This is a genomic window from Streptomyces sp. NPDC104096 (assembly GCF_055584385.1).
Genome location: NZ_JBVJMD010000011.1, coordinates 104,211 through 126,379, shown reverse-complemented (window position 1 = coordinate 126,379; position 22,169 = coordinate 104,211). Strand labels below are relative to the sequence as shown.

Below are 22,169 nucleotides of genomic sequence, written 5' to 3'. Positions count from 1 at the left end.
GGACGTCCGAACCGGTCGGCCGGCCCCGGCCGGCGCCGGCTCGGCATAGGCTTCCGACGTGGCAGAAGACGGCGCACGACGCGAGTACCGCATGGAGGAGCTGGCCGGGCTGGCCGGCATCACCGTCCGCACCCTGCGCTTCTACCGCGAGCGCAAACTCATCCCGCCACCCCGCCGCGAGGGCCGCATCGCCTGGTACGACGACCATCACCTGGCCCGGCTGCGCACCATCTCCGCGCTGCTGGAACGCGGCCACACCCTGAACGGCATCGCCGAACTCGCGGAGGCCTTCGACCACGGCCGTGACGTCGGCGAACTGCTCGGCCTCGACGCCCCCACCGAGGAGGAGCCGGTCCGCCTCACCCCCGAGGAACTCGCCGCCCGCTTCGAGGGCGAGGTCACCCCGGAGAACCTCGCCGCCGCGCTGGACCTCGGCTACCTCGGCACCGACGGCGACGAGATCGTCCACATCAGCAGCCGCCTGCTGGACGTCTCCTCGGCCCTGGTCCGCGAGGGCATACCGCTCGCGGAGGTCCTGGCGGCGGGCAAACAGGTCCGCGAACACGCGGACGCCCTCGCGGAACTCTTCCGCTCCCTGGTCCTGCGCCACGCCCCCGAGGAGGACCTCCAGCGCCTGCGCCCCCTGGCCCGCAGCGTGGTCGAGGCGGAACTCTCCCTGGCCCTGGACCGCCACCTGCGCAAACAGGACTGAGCAACAGGCAGGTTCACTCGATCGAGGCACTTCCCGGTGAACGGCATACGAAATTCGGTTCGCACTCCGAGAGTGAGATCGAAAGGACCCCGGCGGCTGTCCTACCAGCCCCGGGGCGTGGCCGACACTGCACAGGAGCGTCAGCGTGCCCGAGCATAGCCCTCGACCGTCCCAGCCCACTTCCGCGCGCACCGGATCACCACGAGCTCTCGGCGTGGTGCGTCTCAGCAACGTGACCGAGGTGACCACGTCACCCGGCAGGCAACGTTCCGCGATCCGGCTGTGTGCCCAGCGACTGGGCCTGACCCTGATCGCCGAAGCCGCAGATCTCGGCGTGTCCGCACGCAGGACCTCGCCCTTCGAAAGGCCGTCCCTGGCACCTTGGCTGCAACGCCCTGCCGAGTACGACGTCATCGTGTGGTCACATGTGGACCGCGCTGTGCGATCCGTGGCTCACATGTCCCAAATGATCGAGTGGGGGCAGAGGAACTCGACGACACTCGCCTTCGGAATGCCCGAGGACGAGTCTCCACTCGTTGTCGTACCCCAGGCGGACAGCAGCGTCGTCCGACGTTGCATCGACCTGGCCTACGCCGCCGAGCAGGAAGCCCACGCCATTTCCGCCCGGCTCACCAGCGCCCATGAAGCGCTCCGTGCCAAGGGCCGATACGGAGGCGGCCGTCTCCCTTCGGATACCGAAAGGCTCCGCATTCCTCGGGCGTCGGTTGGTGTCTCGCACCCGATCCAGAGTCCACGGACGTCGTCCGTATGGTCGTGGACGACGTGCACTCGGGGCTGTCCCTGGTCGCCATCGCCCACAAACTCGAAGCGGCAGGCATTCCGGTACCTCGCGATCGCCACGCCCAGCTTCAAGGACGCCCATGGGCGGGCGGCGTCACGGACGGGACTTCGAGCGATTCCGCTGGACAGCCGGCAGCCTGTCCAAGATCCTCCGCACCCCGGCGCTGATGGGGCACCGGGTGCACAAAGGGGAGACCGTCCGCGACGCCGGGGGCTCGCCCGTACTGATCGGCCCCCCGCTTGCTCACCGAGGAGGAGTTCCGAGCGCTCCAGGGCATCCTCGACGCCCGCTCCAACGGGATCCGCTCCAAGCGCCGGGAGACGTCTCTGCTGATCGGGGTCGCGCACTGCACTGGGTGCGGCGGCCGCATGCACTTCGCCACCCGGAAGGCCTACCCGTACGGCGACTACGCTTGCCGCGCCTCAGCCCGCGGCTCAACCTGTGCCGCTCCCGCCGCCATCCGCGCCAGCTGGTCGGACGAGTACACCATCAGCCGCTACCGCGAGGCATTCGCCACGGACGGCGAGGTGACCCGAGAACAACTCCTCAGGGACGGAGTCCGCGTCACCGTCGCCAAGGGGCGGTCCGGCGGAGGGCCGGACCGCCTGGCCGGGCCGGACACCTCACGGCTGACGTTCACCATCGGCGACGCCCTGTCTCATCAGCCGCAGCGTTAAAAGAGACATGGAGGGGCGCAGAACCTCTGGCGCCCCTCCGTCCTCCTCACAGATCGAAAACCACCGTCACCGGAGCATGGTCCGACCAGCGCTCCTCATGGCTGGCAGCCCGCTCCACGTACCCCTTGACCGCTCGCCGAGCGAGCCCGGGCGTCGCGACGGCGAGGTCGATCCTCCATCCCGAGTCGTTCTCGAAGGCCCGCCCCCGGTAGGACCACCACGAGTACGGGCCGTCCACGTCCGGATGCAGTTCGCGTACGACGTCGACGTAGCCGCCGTCGGCCGGGTCGAGGACGTCGCCGAGCCACTCCCGCTCCTCCGGCAGGAAGCCGGAGCTCTTGCTGTTGGCCCGCCAGTTCTTCAGGTCGGCCTGCCGGTGGGCGATGTTCCAGTCGCCGCAGACGACGACCTCGCGCCCGTCGGCGGCGGCGCGCTCGCGCAGGCCCTTCAGATAGGGCAGGAACTCGTCCATGAACCGGACCTTCTCGTCCTGCCGCTCCGTGCCGACCTCGCCGGAGGGCAGATAGAGCGAGGCGACCGTCACGCCCGGCAGGTCCGCCTCGACATAGCGCCCGCTGCCGTCGAACTCGGCCGACCCGAAGCCGACCCGGACCGCGTCGGGCTCGCGCCGGGTGTAGAGGGAGACGCCCGCGCGCCCCTTGGCCGCGGCCGGAGCGTGCACGACGTGCCAGCCCTCCGGGGCGCGCACCTCCTCCGGCAACTGCTGCGGCTCGGCCCGCACCTCCTGGAGGCAGAGCACCTCGGCGGAGGTCTCCGCCAGCCACGGGACGAAGCCCTTCTTGGCGGCGGCCCGCAGTCCGTTCACATTCACCGTGGTCACAGTCAGCACCAGGGCACGATACCGGCACACTGGACGGAGTCCCGATTTCGGTTCTGCATACACGTACAGTGAGCGACATGAACATACGTCCCGTCCCGTTCGATCACCCCGACGCCGTCCGGCTCAACGACGAGGTCCAGGCCGAGTACCACGTGCGCTACGGCGACGGCGGTGACGCCACTCTCCTGGCCCCCTCCGACTTCGAGTCGCCGAACGGCGTCTACCTGATCGCGTACGACGAGACCGACCGGCCCCTCGCCACCGGCGGCTGGCGCGCCCAGGACAAGAACGGCGAGGGCAACGAGGACGGCGACGCCGAGCTCAAGCGCATGTACGTCGTCGCGGACGCCCGCGGCCGTGGGCTCGCCCGCCGGATGCTGGCCGCCCTGGAGGAGCACGCCCGCGCGGCCGGCCGGGCCCGCATGGTGCTGGAGACCGGCCTCAAGCAGCCCGAGGCCATCGCCCTCTACTCCTCCAGCGGCTACGAGCCGTGCGTCAAGTTCGGCTTCTACCGCTTCCACGAGTCGAGCCGCTGCTACGCCAAGGCACTGTGACCGGCAGGCGGGTGCCGGTCACAGCCGTACGACGCCTCCGCACAGACCTCCGCACAGACCTCCGTACAGACCCTCTGTACGACATGCCGAAGCCCCGGCCGGGAGATCCGGTCGGGGCTTCGCGCCGCACGGAACGGCCCGTGTCCGCGCTCTGCGCTGTCCACGAAATGGCCAAAGCCCCGGTCGGTTTCCCGACCGGGGCTTTGAGCTGCAGTGGACCTGAGGGGATTCGAACCCCTGGCCCCCTCGATGCGAACGAGGTGCGCTACCGGACTGCGCCACAGGCCCTTGCAACGAGTGAAACTCTAGCATCCCGATCGCCGTGCTTGGAAATCCGTTCCCGGGCCCCCCGGGTTCCGCCGACCGGGGGCGACGTCGCAGGTGGGACGGGGAGCGCACCCGTCCCACCGCGAAGCGTCACTCGTTGGCCGCCCGGGGGCGCCCGCCGTCGTCGTACTGGTCGAACAGCGGCGTACGTCCGCGTTCGCGCGAGCGGCGGGCGGACGCCGCCCGGCGGGCGTCGCTCCGGCCGCCCGCGCCGTCCCGCTCGTCCGCCTGTCCGCCGTCGGCGCCGTCCGCGCCCGGGGCTGCGGCGTCGTCGGCCGTCGCGGCCCCCTCGGCCGTCCCGGCCTCGGGCTCCGGCTCCCGGGCGACGGAACTGGACCGCGCGGAGCTCCACGCGTCCGGCCCGCCGAGATCCACGTCGGAGGTGGCCCGGGGGGCGACCGGCGCGGTCACGTAGGTCGGCAGCGGCACCGGCACCGGGTCCCAGCTCTCGCCCGGGCCCGGCCGCCGCTGCCGCTCCCGCTGCTGGTCGACCCACTCCGCGTGGTCGGTCTGCTCGACGAGCGCGCGCCGGTCGGCGGCGAGCGCCGCCGAGAGGGCGGAGTCGGTCTCCGGGTCGTACGCCTCCCCGGGTTCGCCGGCGTCCGGCTCGACCCGCGAACCGGTCTCGACCGCCGGGCGCCGACGCGGCTGGCGGCTGCGCTCGCGCAGCCGCTGGGCCGCGACCTCGGCGCGCTGCCGGTCCATGTGGAAGGCGAAACGCCGGCGCTCCTGGGTGCGGAGGTAGGCGATGTAGCCGCTGAGCAGCACGGCGGGCACGCCGGGCGCCCAGAGGAACGCCAGGCCTCCGACGGCCGCGACGATCGCGCCGAACGTGAAGGCGACGAAGAGCAGGACGGTCGTACGCCTGCGGCGTGCCAGTGCCTTCGAGCGCTTGGCGCGGGCGGCGGCCGCCTGCGCCGAGGCGGCGCGCCTCTCGTCCGTCGCACGGGTGCGCCTCGGGGTGCCGCGGGGTTCGGGGGCCGGCGCGCCGTGTCGGTCGTGCGCCGGTTCCTGCGCCGCTTCGCGCACCGGCTCGCGGCCGGGTTCGTGCGCCGCGTCGCGCGTCGGTTCGCGTGCCGGTTCCGGGTGCTGCGGTGCCTGTGCCGGTACCACCGCTTCCGTCCGCGGGCGGGTCGGGGGCATGGCGAAGGCCCGGACGTCCACCGAATCGGTGACGACGTCCGGATCGCCGGCGTCGGGCTCCCCCTCCTCGGCGGAGCGCGCCTGCAGGTCCTTGGCGTATCGGCGCTCCATACCCGCCCTTCCGGACAGCAGCCGGATGGCGGTGCTGAAGCGTTCCGTCGGACGGGCCTCGTTCAGCTCGTCCTGCCTACGGAGCCACATCGGCACCAAGTAGGCGGCCCAGGCCCCGACAATGACTGCGTAGATGAGGCCGCTGCTGCTCACGTCTCACACGGTAGAGGGGTTTACGTGAGGCCATCCGCCAATTGAGCCGGTGTGTCGCACGATCTGGCTGATATTTCGAGCTTTTTTTGCGACCGATGCGATCAGCAGGCCGCTGCGGGCGCGTATTTAATGCCCGAGACGGTCAGCCTGCGATCAATTTCGAACATTTATTCAATTACCCGGGCCGTGCGGGATTCCCTGGTCCCGGGGCACGCTCGGGGGACGGGTCCGCCGCCAACGGCTCAGCAGCCCCTCCGGCACCTCCTCCGCCGTGAGCGCGAAGACGAGATGGTCCCGCCACGCTCCGTCGATGTGGAGATAACGGGGCCGCAGCCCCTCCTCACGGAATCCGAGTTTCTCCACGACCCGGCGGCTCGGCCTGTTCTCGGGCCGAATGCAGACCTCGACCCGGTGCAGTCCGACCGTGCGGAAGGAGTGGTCCACCACGAGCGCGACCGCCGTCGGCATCACCCCGCGCCCGGCCACGGACTGGTCCACCCAGTAGCCGATGTGGCCCGAGCACATCGAGCCCCAGGTGATGCCCGCGACCGTGAGCTGCCCGACCAGTCGGTCCTGGTACTCGATGACGAACGGCAGCATCCGGCCCGCCCTCGCCTCCGCGCGCAGATGCCGGACCATCTGACGGTAGGTCGGCCGGTGCGTGATCGGACCGCTGGGCGTGGGCGGCGGAATGGTCGCCTCCCAGGGGCGCAGCCAGTCACGGTTGCGCCGGTTGACCTCGCGCCACATCCGCTGGTCGCGCAGCTTTATCGGCCGGAGCACGACATCGCCGTCCACCAGCTCCACCGGCCAGGACGCGCTGTTCAGCTCGCACCCCCACTACTGGCGCCGGGTCCGGGATGGTCGCCGCCCCGGATCTGGTCGACGGCGTGCACCAGCAGGGGCTCCAGCACGGCCAGGCCGTCCTTCACCCCGCCGGTCGAGCCCGGCAGATTGACGATCAGGGTCCGGCCGGCCACTCCGGCCAGGCCCCGGGAGAGCGCCGCGGTCGGCACCTTCCGCCGTCCGTACGCCCGGACGGCCTCCGCGATGCCCGGCACCTCCCGGTCGATCACCCGGCGGGTGGCCTCGGGGGTCCGGTCGGTGGGCGAGATCCCGGTGCCGCCGGTGGTGACCACGACGTCGTACCCGGCCTCGACGGCGGCGCGCAGCGCGCTCTCCACCGGGTCCCCGTCGGGCACCACCCGCGGTCCGTCCACGGTGAACCCGAGGCCGCGCAGGCCGGCCGCGATCAGCGGGCCGCCCCGGTCCTCGTACACCCCGGCGGCGGCCCGGTTGGAGGCGGTCACGACCAGGGCGGCGTACGGCGCCGACCCGGTGCCGCCGGGCGACGGCGCGCCGCTCATGAGCGGCTCCAGTCGCCCGACTTGCCGCCCGTCTTCTCCTCCACCCGCACGTCCGTGATGACCGCTCCCTTGTCGACGGCCTTGACCATGTCGACCACGGTGAGCCCGGCGACACAGACCGCGGTGAGGGCCTCCATCTCGACGCCCGTGCGGTCCGTGGTGCGCACCGTGGCCACGATCTCCACGGCGTCGTCCGCGACCGACAGGTCCAGTTTCACACCGGACACCGCGAGCGGGTGGCACAGCGGGATCAGGTCGGGGGTGCGCTTGGCGCCCATGATGCCCGCGATCCGCGCCGTGGCCAGGGCGTCGCCCTTGGGCATCCCCTCACCGCGCAGCAGTTCGACCACGCGCGGCGAGACCAGGACCCGGCCGGCGGCGCGGGCGGTGCGCGCGGTCACGGCCTTGTCGGACACGTCGACCATACGGGCGGCGCCCGCGTCGTCGAGGTGGGTCAGTCGGTCCTGCACAGGCGGTCCGGGGGTCTCCCCCCGGGAAGGCACAGTCATGGTGTGGCGCGCTCCCGGTCCGGGCCCGTCGCGGTGCGGCGCACGGGCCTGTTGTGCGCGACACGGTACCGCCAAGCCGGGGCGCGCAGCGGGCCAGGACCGTCCTGCGAACAGGTACCCGGGCGGGGCTCAGCCGAGCAGGACGACCTCGACCTCGGTGCCGGGCTCGACGGAGGTCACGTCCTCGGGGACGACGATCAGGGCGTCGGCGTGCGCGAGGGCGGCCACCAGATGGGATCCGGAGCCGCCGACCGGCCGCACGGTGCCGTCGGTGTGGCTGCCGCGCAGGAACTGTCTGCGGCCCGCCGGGGAGGTCAGCGCCTTGTCCGCGGTCAGGGTCGCGCGCGTGGTGGGCCGGTGGACGTCCGCGAGCCCCATGAGGGTGCGGATGGCCGGCCGGACGAACAGCTCGAAGGAGACGTACGACGACACCGGGTTGCCCGGCAGGGCGAGCAGCGGGATGTGGTCGGCGCCGATGGCACCGAAGCCCTGGGGCTTGCCCGGCTGCATGGCGAGCTTGCGGAACTCGATGCCGCTGCCCGGCTCGTCCTCGTCGCCGACGTGCGCCAGCGCCTCCTTGACCACGTCGTACGCCCCGACGCTGACGCCGCCCGTGGTGACCATGAGGTCGGCGCGCACGAGCTGGTCCTCGATGGTGGAGCGGAGGACGTCGGCGTCGTCGGCGACGGCGCCGACCCGGTAGGCGATCGCGCCGGCGTCGCGCGCGGCCGCGGTGAGCGCGAAGCTGTTGGAGTCGTGGATCTGGCCGCTGCCCAGCTGCTCGCCGGGCTGGACCAGCTCGCTGCCGGTGGACATGACGACCACGCGCGGGCGGGGCCGCACCCGCACGGTGCCGCGGCCGATGGCGGCGAGCAGGGCGATCTGCGGGGGCCCCAGGACGGTGCCCGCCTCCAGGGCCAGGTCGCCCGCCCTGACGTCGCTGCCCTTGGCCCGCACATGGGCGCGTGCCTCGGCGGGCCGGTGCACCCGCACCAGTCCGCCGGCGCCCCCGGGGTCGAGGGCGGCGGCCCGCATCCCGCTGACCGGTCCCTCGCCGAGTCCGCCGTCGGTCCACTCCACGGGGACGACGGTCTCGGCACCGGGCGGCAACGGCGCGCCGGTCATGATGCGGGCGGCCTGGCCGGGGCCCACGTGGAGCAGGTCGCGCCGGCCGGCCGCGACGTCCCCGACGACGTCCAGGACGGCCGGGAACTCCTCGCTCGCGCCCGCGACATCCGCCACCCGTACCGCGTACCCGTCCATGGAGCTGTTGTCGAACGGCGGCAGGGAGCCCGGCGCCAGGACGTCCTCCACCAGGACGCAGCCCTGGGCGTCGAGGAGTTGGAGCTCGATCGGTTCCAGGGGGCGGACGGTGGCGAGGATGTCCTGAAGGTGCTCGTCCACCGACCAGACGCGGTCCTGGTCTGCGGTGCGGGGCGCGGCGGTGCTCAACGTTGTTACATCTCCTCGGCTACGTAACTGCGAAGCCAGGTCCGGAACTCCGGGCCCAGGTCTTCACGTTCGCACGCGAGTCTGACAATGGCACGCAGGTAGTCGCCTCGGTCGCCGGTGTCATAGCGGCGGCCCTTGAAGACGACGCCGTGCACGGGTCCGCCGACCTTCTCGTCCTGCGCCAACTGCTGGAGCGCGTCGGTGAGCTGGATCTCGCCGCCGCGGCCCGGCTCGGTGGTGCGGAGTATGTCGAAGATGTGCGGGTCGAGGACATAGCGGCCGATGACCGCGTAGTTCGACGGGGCGTCCGCCGGGTCGGGCTTCTCGACCAGGCCGGTCACCTTGACGACGTCGCCGTCCCCGGTGGTCTCCACGGCCGCGCAGCCGTAGAGGTGGATCTGCTCGGGCGCGACCTCCATGAGCGCGATGACGCTGCCGCCGCGCTGTTCCTGGACCTCGACCATGCGCGCCAGCAGCGGGTCGCGGGGGTCGATGAGGTCGTCGCCGAGCAGGACGGCGAAGGGTTCGCGGCCCACGTGCGGGGCCGCGCACAGCACGGCGTGACCGAGTCCCCTGGGGTCGCCCTGACGCACGTAGTGCATGGTCGCGAGGTCGCTGGACTCCTGCACCTTGGCGAGCCGCGCGGCGTCGCCCTTCTTCTGGAGGGCGGACTCGAGCTCGTAGTTGCGGTCGAAGTGGTCCTCGAGCGGGCGCTTGTTGCGGCCCGTGATCATGAGGACGTCGTCGAGGCCGGCGGCCACGGCCTCCTCGACCACGTACTGGATCGCCGGCTTGTCGACGACCGGCAGCATCTCCTTGGGAGTGGCCTTGGTGGCCGGCAGGAACCGGGTGCCGAGGCCCGCTGCGGGGATGACAGCCTTGCTGATCCTGGGGTGCGACTGGGTCATGGCCGACACCTTATCGGGTGCCTTTGTGAAGAATCTGTGGTCCGGATTAATTTCGGCTCACATGAACGTATTGAGTCCATATGGGAGTACTTTATGCATCACCGCAGGCCTCCATCCCATTCTGACAAGCGGATGTTGCGACGCGAGCTACTTCAGGTGAGAAACAGGTTTACCGCGGATGACGTGGAGGCGGCCTCGCGCGCGCTGGCGGAGCGGGCACTGGAACTGCCCGAACTGGCCCGCGCGGGCACGGTGGCCGCCTATGTCTCGGTGGGGAGCGAACCCGGGACGCTCGCGCTCCTGGACGCGCTGCGCGCGCGGGGGACGCGGGTGCTGCTTCCGGTGCTGCTGCCCGACAACGACCTGGACTGGGGCGAGTACGCCGGAGCGGAATCCCTCGCGAGCGTGCGGCACGGCGGGAAGATGGCGCTGCTGGAACCGTCCGGCGAGCGCCTGGGCCCGGACGCGGTGACCGCGGCGGACGCGGTGCTGCTGCCCGGCCTCGCCGTCGACGCGCGCGGCATGCGCCTGGGGCGCGGCGGGGGGTCGTACGACCGGGTGCTGGCCCGGCTGGAACGCGCGGGCGCCCACCCCGCGCTCGTGGTGCTTCTCTACGACCCGGAGGTCGTCGGGCACGTTCCCGAAGAAGCGCACGACCGGCCGGTCCACCTGGTGGTGACACCGTCGGCCGTGCGCCGCTTCGGGAACGTCTGACTCAGCGTCGACCCGGTCAGATGGGTCGGCTCACGGCTTGAGCACCAGCGTGTCGCCCGTGCTCGCGTCGACCGCCTTCTGCGAGAACGCCCAGGGCAACAGCTCGCCGGCGGCCCACTTGTCCGTCTGGTCGGTGTAGTGGGAACTGTAGGCGTGCCCGGAGGCACCCGTGAGGTTGATCCACTTCGACTTGTCGAGATCGGCGAGGTTGACCACCATCCGCATCGACGGCACCCAGACGACGCCGTAGCCGCCGGCCGCGTTCCAGCCGGTCGCGTCCACCGCCGCCTCGCCGCCGCCGAGCTCCCAGGGACCGCGGTTGAGGACGTACTGGAGGAAGGCCGGACCCGCGGTGCCCAGGGTCTGGTTCTTCAGGAACAGGCGGTGCAGCCGGCCCCAGCTCCAGGTGTCGATGTCCTTGCCGAGCTTGGCGGTCAGCTCCCAGCGGCCGTCGATCATGGCGCGTTCGAACAGCTTGTCCCGGTCGTTGTGCGCCCCGGGGCGGGTGCCCGACGCGGGCGTCGTCCACCAGTCGCTGTTCTTGTTCTTGTCGTCCATCAGGATGCGCACGACCTCGAACCAGCGGTCGCCGCCGTCGGGCTGCGCCTGGTCGGCCTCCCGCTGGCCGCACTCGCGCACCTTGTCGGTGTCGTCCACCGCGCTGGTGCTCTTCGTCGGGGCCACGTACAGGCACTGGCCCTCGACCCGCAGCTCCTTGGGCAGCTTGTTGCCGAAGGCGAGCTTGAGGATGTTGCGCCAGACCGAGTTGAAGTAGGCGGCGGCCGCCGAGTCGGGGTCCTGGGTGTAGTCCCAGCCCTCCAGGAGCTTCTGCGCCTGGCGGACGTCCGGGTCGTCGATGTCGATCTTGAGCAGCGCCGGGACGAGCAGCTTGGCGATCTCGCTGGAGTTGTCCAGCTGCATCTGGCGCATGTCGTCGGTGGAGATCTTGCCGCCGCCGTCGATCTTGCCCTTGATCAGGCTGTTGATCCGCTGGCTGCGGGTGCCGTAGCCCCAGTCCGTGGTCAGCGTGTAGGGGTAGCTGTCCTTGTCGACCACGGCCTGGTTGGCGGTGACGATGTAGCCGCGCCTCGGGTTGTACTCGTAGGGCAGCTCGGAGGACTTGATGTAGCCGGTCCACTTGTACTTGGAGTCCCAGCCCGGCGCCGGGACCGAGCCGTCCTGCCCCTTCGCGCGGGTGGGGATCTTCCCGGGCAGGGTGTAGCCGATGTTGCCGGAGCTGCCGCTGCCGTCGGCGTAGATGAGGTTCTGCGAGGGCACGTCGAACTTCTTCGCCGCGGCCCGGAAGTCGCCCCAGTCGGCCGCCTTGTCCATGGCGAAGACGGCGTCCATGGAGTTGCCCGGGTCGAGGGCGGTCCACCGGAGCGCGATGCCGTAGCCGTCGCCGCGGTCGGGTGCCTCGGTGCCGACACCGGCCTTCTTGCCGACCTCGACGAGCTCGTCGTCGCGGTCGGACAGCAGGGGGCCGTTGTTGGTCGTACGGACGACGATCTTCTTCGAGGGGCCGCCGGCGACCTTGATGGTCTCCTCGCGGGTCTCGAAGGGCAGCACCTTGTGGTCGTACTCGTAGCCGTCGCCGCTGAGCTTCTCCAGGTAGAGGTCGGTGACGTCGACGCCGGAGTTGGTCATGCCCCAGGCGATGTCCGCGTTGTGGCCGATTATCACGCCGGGCATGCCCGCGAAGGTGTAGCCGGCGACGTCGTACTGGCACTTGGCGGAGACCGTGCGGCAGTGCAGGCCCATCTGGTACCAGACCGAGGGCAGCGCGGCCGACAGGTGCGGGTCGTTGGCCAGCAGCGGCTTGCCGGTGATGGTGTGCTCACCGGAGACGACCCAGGAGTTGGAGCCGATCCCGTTGCCGTTCACGCCGACCGCCGCGGGGAGGTCGTCCAGGAGCTCGTACAGGCCCGAGAGCTGGCTCTGGAGAGCGGTCCCGTCGGCGGCGGAACCGGAGGTGCCGCTCGCGGCGGTGCCGCCCGAGCCGCTCGCGGAACCGCCCTGCTCGAACGTCCCGGACTGCTCGTCGTACTTACCCTCCTGGACGATCGTCCGGTTCCGGTCGTACGGGTACTCCGGGTACAGGTCGGCGATCTGCTTCGGGCCGAGGCGGCTGGTCATCAGGGACCGGTCGATCTCGTCCTGCATGTTGCCGCGCAGGTCCCAGGCCATCGCCTTGAGCCAGGCGACCGAGTCGACGGGGGTCCACTCGGTGGGCTTGTAGTCGTTGGTGAACCCCAGAGCGGCGTACTCCAGGGAGATGTCCTTGCCGTCCTTGCCCTTGAGGTAGGCGTTGACCCCCTTGGCGTACGCCTGGAGGTACTTCTTCGTCTCGGGCGACAGGGTCTTGTCGTACTCCTGCTTTGCGACCCGGTCCCAGCCCAGGGTGCGCAGGAACTCGTCGTTCTTGACCTGGCTCTGACCGAACATCTCGGAGAGGCGGCCGGAGGTCAGGTGCCGGCGCACGTCCATCTCGTAGAACCGGTCCTGCGCCTGGACGTAGCCCTGCGCCATGAACAGGTCCTCGTCCGTGGAGGCGTAGACCTGCGGGATCCCGTTGCCGTCGCGTTTGACGTCGACCGGTCCCGAGAGGCCGTCGAGGGTTATCGAACCCGTGGTCTGCGGGAAGGAGGCCCGGACCGTGCTGATGGACCAGTACGCCCCGTAGGCCACGCCACCAATGATGGCCAGCACCAGGACGAGCACGATGAGGCGCAGTTTGCGCCCCTTCTTCCTGCCGGACTTGCCGGGCTTGTCACCCGTTGTGGCGGTGGTGTTGGGGGGCATCGCTGTCCTTGCTGTCCTAACGCGAGCGGCAGGCGGTCCTGGAGTGCTGGAGCAACCATAGGCGCAGGGCCCCGAGCCGCTTGACGCGGAGTCGGGAACTGGCACGGACGGACGTTCGACCCCGAGCCGGTGAGCGTCAAGAAATCGTCAAGAGTTAGGTAAGGTAACGAAGTACTTGGGGACGCGGCGCGCGAGCGTTGTGTCCGATATACGTGTGCGCCCCTCGCGCTGCCGCGCGTGAGCCAGGGAAGGGAACGGCCACTGACTGTCCACCACCTCAACCAGCTCCTGCTCGCCTGCTCGCTCGTCCTGCTCGTCGCCGTGGCCGCGGTCCGGATCTCCTCGCGCAGCGGGCTCCCCAGCCTGCTCGTGTACCTGGGGATAGGCGTCCTCATGGGCCAGGACGGCATCGGCCACATCAACTTCGCCAGCGCCGAGATGACCCAGGTCATCGGCTATGCGGCGCTCGTCGTGATCCTGGCCGAGGGCGGTCTGGGCACGAAGTGGAAGGAGATCAAGCCGGTCCTTCCGGCCGCCACCGCGCTGGCGCTGGGCGGGGTGGCGGTGAGCGTCGGGGTGACGGCGGCCGGCGCGCACTACCTGGTCGGGCTCGAATGGCGGCAGGCGCTCATCATCGGGGCGGTGGTGTCCTCCACGGACGCGGCGGCGGTCTTCTCCGTGCTGCGCAGGATCCCGCTGCCCGCGCGCGTGACAGGCATGCTGGAGGCGGAGTCCGGCTTCAACGACGCCCCGGTGGTCATCCTGGTCGTCGCCTTCTCCACCGCGGGCCCCTTCGAGCACTGGTACGTGCTGGTCGGCGAGATCGTGCTGGAACTGGCCATCGGCGCCGCCATCGGCCTCGCGGTGGGCCTGCTGGGCTCCTGGGGCCTCAGGCATGTCGCCCTGCCCGCCTCCGGTCTCTACCCGATCGCCGTCATGGCCATCGCGGTCATGGCCTACGCGGCCGGCTCCCTGGCGCACGGCAGCGGCTTCCTGGGCGTCTACCTCGCCTCCATGATCATGGGCAACGCCAAGCTGCCGCACTGGCCCGCCACCCGCGGCTTCGCCGACGGGCTCGGCTGGATCGCCCAGATCGGCATGTTCGTCCTGCTCGGCCTGCTGGTCACCCCGCACGAACTGGGCGACGACGTGTGGCCCGCCCTCGTCATCGGCCTGGTGCTGACGATGGTCGCGCGCCCGCTGAGCGTCGTGCTCTGCCTGACACCGTTCCGGGTGCCCTGGCAGGAGCAGACCCTGATGTCCTGGGCCGGACTGCGCGGCGCCGTGCCCATCATCCTGGCCACGATCCCCATGGTGAACGGCGTCGACGGCAGCCACCGCATCTTCAACATCGTCTTCGTGCTGGTCGTCGTCTACACCCTGATCCAGGGGCCGACGCTGCCCTGGCTGGCCCGCAAGCTGAAACTGGGCGAGGGCTCCGAGGCCGCCGACCTCGGCATCGAGTCCGCGCCCCTGGAGCGGCTGCGCGGACACCTGCTGTCCGTCGAGATCCCGGCCGAGTCGAAGATGCACGGCGTCGAGGTCAACGAACTGAGACTGCCGGCCGGGGCCGCGGTCACCCTCGTCGTACGCGACGGGACCTCGTTCGTGCCGTCGCCGACGACGGTGCTGCGGCGCGGCGACGAACTCCTCGTGGTCGCCACGGACCCGGTCCGCGACGCGGCCGAACAGCGACTGCGCGCGGTCGGCCACGGCGGCAAGCTGGCCGGATGGCTGGGCACGAGCGGGCCCGGCGAGCCGGGCGGGACCGGCAGAGCACGCAGGCGGTAGGGGAGCCGCTTCGGCCCTGTGCGGGGGCCGCCTCAGCCCGCCGCCGTGGCGGGGACGCCCGGCGCGGGGGCCGTCGGTCCCGTCGTGGCTCCGTGCGCCCCCCGGGCACGTTAAGGGCCTGTTTCGTATGGTTCACACCCCAGCCATTCACAGGCGGACGCCCCGACCGTGCTCGCTTTCACAGGTGCACCGGGCGCCGATCCCTGTAGCATGAAGGCTTACCTTGATCGAACCAACTCTGCCTGACGCAGTGCTGGCGCGACCGTATGGCGGCCGGGAAGCCACCCTCAGAACAGGCCCCGGCATCTACCGCAGTTCCGCGCGAGAGGACAGCGCTCGGCGCCCCCGCACGGGCGCGCTACCAGGCGGCAGAAAGGCACGGGCCGTGGCATCCACGGTCACCGACGAGCCGTCGAAGAACTCGCCGGACTCTCCGTCCCGCCCCGGATACGGGTCGCTGCTGCGCACCCGAGGCGCCTGGACGTTCCTGCTTCCGGGCTTCGCCGCGCGCCAGCCGTTCGCGATGCTCACGATCTCCATCGTGCTGCTCGTGCAGCACACCACCGGCTCGTACGGCGTCGCGGGCGCCGCGGCCGCCGCCACCGGCGTCTCCATGGCCCTGTTCGCGCCCTACAGCGGCCGCCTCGCCGACCGCTACGGACAGCGCGCGGTCCTGCTCCCCGGCGTCCTCGTCCACGCGGTCTCCGGACTGACCCTCACGGCGCTCGCGCTGGCCCACGCGCCCCTGTGGGCGCTGTTCGCGGCGGCCGTGCCCACCGGCGCCTCGGTGCCGCAGATCGGGCCCATGGTCCGGGCCCGCTGGGGCGTGAAGCTCAAGGACTCCCCGCTGATGTCGACCGCGGCGGCCTTCGAGTCCGTCACGGACGAGCTGACCTTCGTCCTCGGTCCGCTGCTCGCCACCGCGCTGTGCACCGCCGTGACCCCCTCGGCGGGCCTGGTCGCGGAGGCCTCGCTGACCCTGGTCGGCGGTCTGCTGTTCGCCGCGCGCAAGAGCACCCAGCCTCCCGTGGCCGCCCGGGGGCACGCGCGCGTGGCGCACGAATCCGCCCTGCGCGTGCCCGGCGTGCGCGTGCTGGTCGTCGCCTTCCTGGGCATCGGATCCGTCTTCGGCGGCATGCAGGTCTCGCTGGCCGCGTTCACCGAGTCGATCGGCGAGCCCGGCCTGAACGGCGTCCTGTACGGGGTGTTCGCCGCGGGCAACATGCTCTCCGGCCTGGTCTGCGGCGCGATCGCCTGGCGGGCCGCCCCGCAGCGGCGCCTGGTCGTCGGCTACGCGGCCCTCGCGCTGACCGCCTCCGGCCTCTGGGCCGCGCACTCGGCCCTGGTCCTGGCCGGGCTCGGCCTGCTGGTCGGCATGTGCATCGCGCCCTCCCTGATCACCGGCTACACCCTGGTCGAGAGCCTGGTTCCGGCCGGCGCCCGGACCGAGGCCTTCACCTGGCTGACCGGCGCGGTGGCACTGGGCCAGGCGGCCGCCGTCACGGTCGCCGGACAGCTGGAGGACCGCCTCGGCGACGGGACCGGATTCCTGGTGCCGATGGGCGGCACGGTGCTGGCGCTGGCGACCCTGATCGCCCTGCGCTCACGGCTCGCCGTACACCCACGTGGCCGCACCGTCGCACGTGGCGTCGGTCACCGAGTGCCGATGACGGTGGACTGAACCCCGGGAATACGTCACTATGGACCGTCGTTAGCACTCATCGAGTGAGAGTGCCAGGAGGAAGACAGTGCCGACCTACCAGTACCAGTGCACCGAGTGCGGCGAGGGCCTCGAGGCGGTGCAGAAGTTCACCGACGACGCCCTGACCGTCTGCCCCAACTGCGATGGCCGCCTGAAGAAGGTGTTCTCCGCGGTCGGCATTGTCTTCAAGGGCTCCGGCTTCTACCGGAACGACAGCCGCGGCTCCTCGTCGAGCAGCTCGCCGGCCGCGTCGAAGTCCTCGACGTCCTCGGACTCGAAGTCGACGTCCACCACGTCCTCGTCGTCCTCGGACTCGAAGTCGTCGAGCTCCAGCTCCTCGGCCGGCAGCTCCGCCGCCTAGGACCCCGCGTACCGCACCGGGACCCCGCCGTCGCTGCGACGGCGGGGTCCCGTGCGTCCGCGGCACCGACCGGCGCTCCTCCGCGAGCGCCCGCTACTGTGCTGACCATGGCGAACGCAGAGCTCGACGTCAGCGCGGAGATCGGTGTCATCGGCGGCTCCGGTTTCTACTCGTTCCTCGACGACGTGACCGAGATCCAGGTGGACACGCCCTACGGGCCGCCCAGCGACTCCCTCTTCCTCGGCGAGATCGCGGGCCGTCGGGTGGCCTTCCTGCCCCGGCACGGACGCGGCCACCATCTGCCGCCGCACCGCATCAACTACCGGGCCAACCTGTGGGCCCTGCGTTCGGTGGGTGTCCGGCAGGTCCTCGGCCCGTGCGCGGTGGGCGGACTGCGCCCCGAGTACGGGCCGGGCACCCTGGTCGTGCCCGACCAGTTCGTCGACCGTACGAAGTCCCGGGCCGGAACGTACTTCGACGGACTGCCGCTGCCGGACGGCACGGTGCCGAACGTCGTGCACGTGTCCCTGTCCGACCCCTACTGCCCCGTGGGGCGCGCGGCCGCACTGAAGGCCGCGCGCGGGCGGGACTGGGATCCGGTGGACGGCGGCACGCTCGCCGTGGTCGAGGGGCCGCGCTTCTCGACCCGCGCCGAATCGCTGTGGCACCGGGCCCAGGGCTGGTCCGTGGTGGGCATGACCGGCCACCCCGAGGCGGCGCTCGCCCGTGAACTGGAGCTCTGCTACACGTCCATCAACCTGGTCACGGATCTGGACGCGGGCGCCGAGTCCGGGGAGGGCGTCTCGCACGACGAGGTGCTGCGGGTGTTCGCCGCGAACGTGGACCGGCTGCGCGATGTGCTGTTCGACGCGGTGGCCGCACTGCCCCCGGCCGGGGAGCGCGACTGCCTGTGCACGACGGCACTCGGCGGGATGGATCCGGGGTTCACACTGCCTTAGCCAGGGGCCGGGGGCCGGGGGCCGGGGGCCCGAGTCCGGAGTCCGGAGTCCGGCGGCGGCGGGGAGGCGGTACGGCCGAAGGCGCGGCCGTGGGTGTGCGTAGGGGGGCGGAACGCCTCGTTCGGGTGGGGTAGTTGTCCACAGTCCGCCGGTCGTCCACGGGCGTCGGCGGGCCGTGGCGCGAAGCCTCATCGTGGGAGCACAGGCCGATCCCACGTCGCAGGCGGTGATCCCGATGTCCTCCTCTCCCCCCGGCTCTCCCTTCCCGACACGTCTCCCTTCCCCCGGCTCTCCCCTCCCCTCGCTCCCTTCCTCCCTCCCGACGCTCTCCGCGGGCGTGCCCGCGCCCCGCCCGCCCGGCACCGACGCCCCCGCCACCTGCGAGGTGCCGCACTTCGCTCCGGTGCGCATCCGGGGCGCTCGGCACCGGCTGCACCGGCTCGTACGGCACCGGGAGCGGGCCGTCGCGCTCGGCATCGCCGTCACCGCGGCCGCGCTCGTGGCGGCCGGTCCCCAGGACACCGAGCGGGCCCGCGGCCGTCCGGACCGGACCGTGCCCGGGGAGCCGGCCGACGGCGCTCCCGCCGGACGGCACCGCGCCGTCGAGACGGTGACGGCACCGGTGCGGATCGCCGACGCGGCCACCGTCCGGCTGCTGCGCCCCGGCGACCGCGTCGACGTCATCGCCGCCGGCCCGGCGGCCACGGGCGGGGACGCCCGGGTGGTCGCCCGCGGGGCGCTGGTGACGCGGGTGCCCACGCCGGTGGGCCCCACGGCCGAGGGCGGCGCCCTGGTGGTGCTCTCCGTGGAGCGCGCCACCGCCGCCCGTCTGGTGGGAGCCGCCACGACGCAACGGCTGGCGGTGACGCTGTGCTGAGCCACGCCGTCCGGGGCCAAACCGTTCCAAGTCCCCCTTCCGAGGCACCCGCCGGGACAGGGCGAACCCGCTCTGCCGTAGGTTGCGGAGCGCTTTGTTCCACAGCCTGTGCACGCGAGAAGAGGGGCTTAGGTGAGCAAGAAGAAGGAGACGGGCGTCTGGCAGGGCTTCAAGGCCTTCCTGATGCGCGGAAACGTCGTCGACCTGGCAGTGGCGGTGGTGATCGGCGCCGCCTTCACCAACATCGTCAACTCGCTGGTGAAGGGCATCATCAACCCGCTGGTCGGCGCGGTCGGCACGCAGAACCTCGATGCCTACCGTTCGTGCCTGAGTTCGACCTGCAAGGGCAACCAGGGCATCCAGCTGCTGTGGGGGTCGGTCCTCGGCGCCACTCTGACCTTCCTGATCACCGGCGCGGTCGTGTACTTCCTCATGGTCCTGCCGATGTCGAAGTACCTGGCCCGGCAGGAGGCCCGCAAGAAGGCGCGGCTGGGCACGCACGAGGTCATCGAGGTGACCGAGCTGGAGGTGCTCAAGGAGATCCGCGACGCCCTGGTCGCGCAGCGCGGTTCCGGCTACGACGGACCCTCGCACCGCGGTTACGACGGACGCCAGTAGGGCCGTCCCTCACGCGGACGGCGGCCGGACCGGCCCCGGCTCGGACGGCGACGGCCCGCACCCACCGGGATCAGACGTGGTGGGGCGGCTTCTCGTCGAGGAAGCGCTTCAGGTCGGCCGCGCTGTCGCCGTCCGTGCGCGGCCGTTCGCCCCAACCGCGGTCCGTGTCGTCGGCGGACGGCCGGTCCAGCGGGTCGTCGAAGATCAGCGCGGCCTTCGGGTCGCGGGGTTCGGGGGCGGATCCGGTCGTCATGCCTCCAGGGTACGGCCCTGGAGGCACCCGCCCACCGGGCCCGCGACGCCTGCCGTGCGCGGGGCCGTACGGGAACTTTCCGGACGCATCTGCTGTGCTTGGGCGCATGACCTCCAGCCCCACCCCGCCACCCATGTCCCCAAGACCGCTGAGCGGCCTCGTCGCGCGCGACCGCGCCGAGACCCACCGGGTCGCCTCCCCGCTCGAACTCTTCTTCGACCTGTGCTTCGTCGTGGCCATCGCACAGGCGGGTGCCGGGCTGGTGCACGCCCTGGCGGAGGGGCACGTCGGACAGGGCGTCCTGAACTACGCGATGGTCTTCTTCGCCATCTGGTGGGCCTGGATGAACTTCACCTGGTTCGCCTCGGCCTACGACAACGACGACGCCCTCTACCGGATCGTCACCCTCGTCCAGGTCGCCGGTGTCCTGGTGCTGGCCGCCGGAGTGTCGCAAGCCTTCGAGGACCGTGACTTCACCGTCGTCTACATCGGCTACGTGATCATGCGGCTGGCGATGGCCGCGCAGTGGCTGCGGGTGGCACGGACCGCCGAGGGCGCCGAGCGGGGCACCGCGCTGCGGTACGCGGGAGGCGTGCTGGTCTGCCAGATCGGCTGGACGGGCCTGGTGCTCCTGCCGGAACACATCCGTCTCTGGCTGTTCCTGGTGATGGTGATCGCGGAACTGTGCGTGCCGGTCTACGCGGAGCGGGCCTTCTCCACGAGCTGGCACCCGCACCACATCGCCGAACGGTACGGCCTGTTCACGATCATCGTGCTCGGCGAGACGGTCGCCGCGGCCACGGTCGCGGTGAAGACGGCCGTGCACGAGCACAACGCGCTGGGCGAGTTGCTGCCGATCGCGGCCGGCGGTCTGCTGATCGTGTTCTGCGCGTGGTGGATCTACTTCGTGGTGCCGATCCACGGGCATCTGCACACCAACAGAGAGTCGTTCCTGTGGGGTTACGGCCACTACCTGATCTTCGCCTCGGCGGCCGCGATCGGCGCCGGCCTCGAACTGGCCGTGGAGCAGTCGGTGGGCCAGGCGCACATCTCCGCCCTGGCCGCCTCGGCCGCCGTGACCCTGCCCACGGCCCTCTACCTGGTCACCCTGTGGGCGCTGCACGCACGGCACTTCAAGGTGGGCATCGCCCAGCAGTCGGTCCTGCCCGCCACGGCGCTGCTGGTGATCTGCTGCGCCTTCCTCGGCGAGTGGGCGGTGCTCGCGACCGGTCTGGTGTCGGCGCTGGGGGTGGTGGTCGGCTCGATGCTGACGACCCGAACGCACGCCGGACCGGGCCGGGAGGCGGGGTCCGCCCCGACCGTGTGACGCCCTCGGGCCCGACGACGCGGGACGCCTCGGGCCCGACGACGCGGGACGCCCCGAGCCCGCCGGCGTGTGCGCGGCGGTGCGCGAAGCGGCCCGTGGGACGACGGGCGGAGCGACACTGATCCCCATGACAGTCGACGCTTTGACCGACGTGGCCGGGGTGCGGGTGGGGCACGCGACGCGCACCGGCGAGGGGTGGCTCACCGGCACCACGGTCGTGCTCGCCCCGGAAGGCGGGGCCGTCGCCGCCGTGGACGTGCGCGGCGGCGGCCCCGGCACCAAGGAGACCGACGCCCTCGACCCGCGCAACCTGGTGGAGCGGGTCGACGCGATCGTCCTGACCGGCGGCAGTGCGTACGGGCTCGACGCGGCGTCGGGGGTGATGGCCTGGCTGGAGGAGCAGGGGCGCGGAGTGTCCGTGGGGACGGATCCGGCGCACGTCGTGCCCGTGGTGCCCGCCGCCTGTGTCTTCGACCTGGGCCGGGGCGGCTCCTTCCGGGCCAGGCCGGACGCGGCCACCGGGCGGGCCGCGGTCGAGGCGGCCGCGGCGGCCGCACCCGGCGCTCCCGTGCCCGAAGGGTGCGTGGGCGCCGGCACCGGAGCGGCGGCCGGGGCGCTCAAGGGCGGGGTCGGCACCGCGAGCGCCGTCCTGGAGTCGGGGATCACGGTGGCCGCGCTGGTGGTGGCCAACGCGGCGGGCTCGGTGATGGACCCGGAGACCGGCGTGCTCTACGGGGAGTACTTCCAGGGGCGCGTGGACTATCCGTCGGCGCAGGCGCACCGGGCCGCGGGTCTGCGTCTGGCCGAGGCCGCCCGCAGGAACGCGTCCCCGCCGCTGAACACGACGCTGGCGGTGGTCGCCACCGATGCCCGGCTGTCGAAGGCCCAGGCGCAGAAGCTGGCGGGCACGGCCCACGACGGGATCGCACGCGCCGTACGGCCGGTGCACCTGCTCCACGACGGGGACACCGTGTTCACGCTGGCGACGGGAGCGCGTCCGCTCGACAGCGAGCGCCCGCGCGCGCTGAACGAACTCCTCGAAGCGGGCGCGGACCTCGTGACCCGGGCGATCGTGCGTGCCGTCCGGGCAGCCGAGTCGGTGGACGGACCGGGAGGCGCGTGGCCGTCGTACGGGACGCTGTACGGGGCGGAGGCCGGCCGGGGCGGCGACCGGGAGCGCTGACCGGGGCGACGGCGGCGCCGAAATCC

22 protein-coding genes and 1 tRNA gene are annotated in these 22,169 nt (G+C 71.8%); 13 read left to right on the top strand and 10 right to left on the bottom strand.

Annotated elements, in window-relative coordinates:
- The first annotated feature begins 91 nt into the window (after positions 1-91).
- The 3 genes from ACZ60B_RS14975 to ACZ60B_RS14965 all read left to right on the top strand — a co-directional run bounded on the left by ACZ60B_RS14975 (position 92) and on the right by ACZ60B_RS14965 (position 2,191).
- Entirely contained in the window at positions 92-712 is a 621-nt protein-coding gene (locus tag ACZ60B_RS14975; protein WP_469387036.1) for a MerR family transcriptional regulator, read from the top strand.
- A 145-nt stretch (positions 713-857) separates the two neighbouring features.
- Complete coding sequence (locus ACZ60B_RS14970) at positions 858-1,847, top strand: recombinase family protein (protein WP_469386899.1); 990 nt, start codon at positions 858-860, stop codon at positions 1,845-1,847.
- Positions 1,754-2,191: a recombinase zinc beta ribbon domain-containing protein gene (locus tag ACZ60B_RS14965; protein ID WP_469386897.1), complete on the top strand. Its 438-nt coding sequence runs from the start codon at positions 1,754-1,756 to the stop codon at positions 2,189-2,191. Before ACZ60B_RS14970 ends, ACZ60B_RS14965 begins: the two co-directional genes overlap by 94 nt.
- A 46-nt stretch (positions 2,192-2,237) precedes the next feature.
- Here ACZ60B_RS14965 and ACZ60B_RS14960 read toward each other — a convergent pair whose 3' ends face one another.
- A complete protein-coding gene (locus ACZ60B_RS14960) occupies positions 2,238-3,041 on the bottom strand; it encodes an exodeoxyribonuclease III (RefSeq protein WP_469386895.1) in 804 nt (267 codons plus the stop codon).
- 68 nt (positions 3,042-3,109) lie between these two features.
- On the opposite strand from ACZ60B_RS14960, the gene ACZ60B_RS14955 reads away from it, so the two are divergent.
- Complete coding sequence (locus ACZ60B_RS14955) at positions 3,110-3,586, top strand: GNAT family N-acetyltransferase (protein WP_469386893.1); 477 nt, start codon at positions 3,110-3,112, stop codon at positions 3,584-3,586.
- 214 nt (positions 3,587-3,800) lie between these two features.
- Here the strand turns inward: ACZ60B_RS14955 and ACZ60B_RS14950 are convergent.
- The 7 genes from ACZ60B_RS14950 to galU all read right to left on the bottom strand — a co-directional run bounded on the left by ACZ60B_RS14950 (position 3,801) and on the right by galU (position 9,556).
- A tRNA-Ala gene (locus ACZ60B_RS14950) sits at positions 3,801-3,874 on the bottom strand.
- Between the two features lie 129 nt (positions 3,875-4,003).
- Positions 4,004-5,320, bottom strand: a complete 1,317-nt coding sequence (locus tag ACZ60B_RS14945; RefSeq protein WP_469386891.1) for a hypothetical protein — start codon at positions 5,318-5,320, stop codon at positions 4,004-4,006.
- Positions 5,321-5,491: 171 nt separating this feature from the next.
- On the bottom strand, positions 5,492-6,127 hold the full coding sequence (locus ACZ60B_RS14940; protein ID WP_469386889.1) for a GNAT family N-acetyltransferase: 636 nt from the start codon (positions 6,125-6,127) through the stop codon (positions 5,492-5,494).
- Positions 6,128-6,144: 17 nt separating this feature from the next.
- Positions 6,145-6,687 (bottom strand): MogA/MoaB family molybdenum cofactor biosynthesis protein, encoded by a 543-nt coding sequence (locus ACZ60B_RS14935; RefSeq protein WP_469386887.1) that lies wholly within the window; start codon positions 6,685-6,687, stop codon positions 6,145-6,147.
- Entirely contained in the window at positions 6,684-7,196 is a 513-nt protein-coding gene (gene moaC, locus ACZ60B_RS14930; protein ID WP_450663143.1) for a cyclic pyranopterin monophosphate synthase MoaC, read from the bottom strand. Before moaC ends, ACZ60B_RS14935 begins: the two co-directional genes overlap by 4 nt.
- A 129-nt stretch (positions 7,197-7,325) precedes the next feature.
- Positions 7,326-8,648 carry a molybdotransferase-like divisome protein Glp gene (gene glp / locus ACZ60B_RS14925; RefSeq protein WP_469386885.1) on the bottom strand — a complete coding sequence of 441 codons (1,323 nt, stop codon included), beginning with the start codon at positions 8,646-8,648 and terminating at the stop codon, positions 7,326-7,328.
- A 5-nt stretch (positions 8,649-8,653) separates the two neighbouring features.
- Positions 8,654-9,556, bottom strand: a complete 903-nt coding sequence (galU, locus tag ACZ60B_RS14920) for a UTP--glucose-1-phosphate uridylyltransferase GalU (protein WP_469386884.1) — start codon at positions 9,554-9,556, stop codon at positions 8,654-8,656.
- A 93-nt stretch (positions 9,557-9,649) separates the two neighbouring features.
- Here galU and ACZ60B_RS14915 point away from each other — a divergent pair, with 93 nt between their 5' ends.
- The gene (locus ACZ60B_RS14915; RefSeq protein ID WP_469386883.1) at positions 9,650-10,270 is read left to right on the top strand and encodes a 5-formyltetrahydrofolate cyclo-ligase; all 621 of its coding nucleotides are present in this window, start codon (positions 9,650-9,652) and stop codon (positions 10,268-10,270) included.
- Between the two features lie 30 nt (positions 10,271-10,300).
- Here ACZ60B_RS14915 and ACZ60B_RS14910 read toward each other — a convergent pair whose 3' ends face one another.
- Positions 10,301-13,072 carry a penicillin acylase family protein gene (locus ACZ60B_RS14910; protein WP_469386882.1) on the bottom strand — a complete coding sequence of 924 codons (2,772 nt, stop codon included), beginning with the start codon at positions 13,070-13,072 and terminating at the stop codon, positions 10,301-10,303.
- Positions 13,073-13,300: 228 nt separating this feature from the next.
- On the opposite strand from ACZ60B_RS14910, the gene ACZ60B_RS14905 reads away from it, so the two are divergent.
- The 6 genes from ACZ60B_RS14905 to mscL all read left to right on the top strand — a co-directional run bounded on the left by ACZ60B_RS14905 (position 13,301) and on the right by mscL (position 19,380).
- Positions 13,301-14,863 (top strand): potassium/proton antiporter, encoded by a 1,563-nt coding sequence (locus ACZ60B_RS14905; RefSeq protein ID WP_469387034.1) that lies wholly within the window; start codon positions 13,301-13,303, stop codon positions 14,861-14,863.
- Between the two features lie 385 nt (positions 14,864-15,248).
- A complete protein-coding gene (locus ACZ60B_RS14900; protein ID WP_469386881.1) occupies positions 15,249-16,544 on the top strand; it encodes an MFS transporter in 1,296 nt (431 codons plus the stop codon).
- A 67-nt stretch (positions 16,545-16,611) separates the two neighbouring features.
- A complete protein-coding gene (locus tag ACZ60B_RS14895) occupies positions 16,612-16,926 on the top strand; it encodes an FmdB family zinc ribbon protein (RefSeq protein ID WP_469386879.1) in 315 nt (104 codons plus the stop codon).
- 107 nt (positions 16,927-17,033) lie between these two features.
- Entirely contained in the window at positions 17,034-17,885 is an 852-nt protein-coding gene (locus ACZ60B_RS14890; protein WP_469386877.1) for an S-methyl-5'-thioadenosine phosphorylase, read from the top strand.
- A 235-nt stretch (positions 17,886-18,120) separates the two neighbouring features.
- Positions 18,121-18,762: a hypothetical protein gene (locus tag ACZ60B_RS14885; RefSeq protein WP_469386875.1), complete on the top strand. Its 642-nt coding sequence runs from the start codon at positions 18,121-18,123 to the stop codon at positions 18,760-18,762.
- A 132-nt stretch (positions 18,763-18,894) separates the two neighbouring features.
- The gene (gene mscL / locus ACZ60B_RS14880; protein WP_469386873.1) at positions 18,895-19,380 is read left to right on the top strand and encodes a large conductance mechanosensitive channel protein MscL; all 486 of its coding nucleotides are present in this window, start codon (positions 18,895-18,897) and stop codon (positions 19,378-19,380) included.
- A 70-nt stretch (positions 19,381-19,450) separates the two neighbouring features.
- On the opposite strand, the gene ACZ60B_RS14875 is transcribed toward mscL, so the two are convergent.
- Positions 19,451-19,633 carry a hypothetical protein gene (locus ACZ60B_RS14875; RefSeq protein ID WP_469386871.1) on the bottom strand — a complete coding sequence of 61 codons (183 nt, stop codon included), beginning with the start codon at positions 19,631-19,633 and terminating at the stop codon, positions 19,451-19,453.
- Positions 19,634-19,739: 106 nt separating this feature from the next.
- On the opposite strand from ACZ60B_RS14875, the gene ACZ60B_RS14870 reads away from it, so the two are divergent.
- Together ACZ60B_RS14870 and ACZ60B_RS14865 are read left to right on the top strand one after the other, a co-directional pair.
- Complete coding sequence (locus ACZ60B_RS14870; protein ID WP_469386870.1) at positions 19,740-20,960, top strand: low temperature requirement protein A; 1,221 nt, start codon at positions 19,740-19,742, stop codon at positions 20,958-20,960.
- Positions 20,961-21,087: 127 nt separating this feature from the next.
- A complete protein-coding gene (locus tag ACZ60B_RS14865) occupies positions 21,088-22,143 on the top strand; it encodes a P1 family peptidase (protein WP_469386868.1) in 1,056 nt (351 codons plus the stop codon).
- Positions 22,144-22,169: the final 26 nt, after the last annotated feature.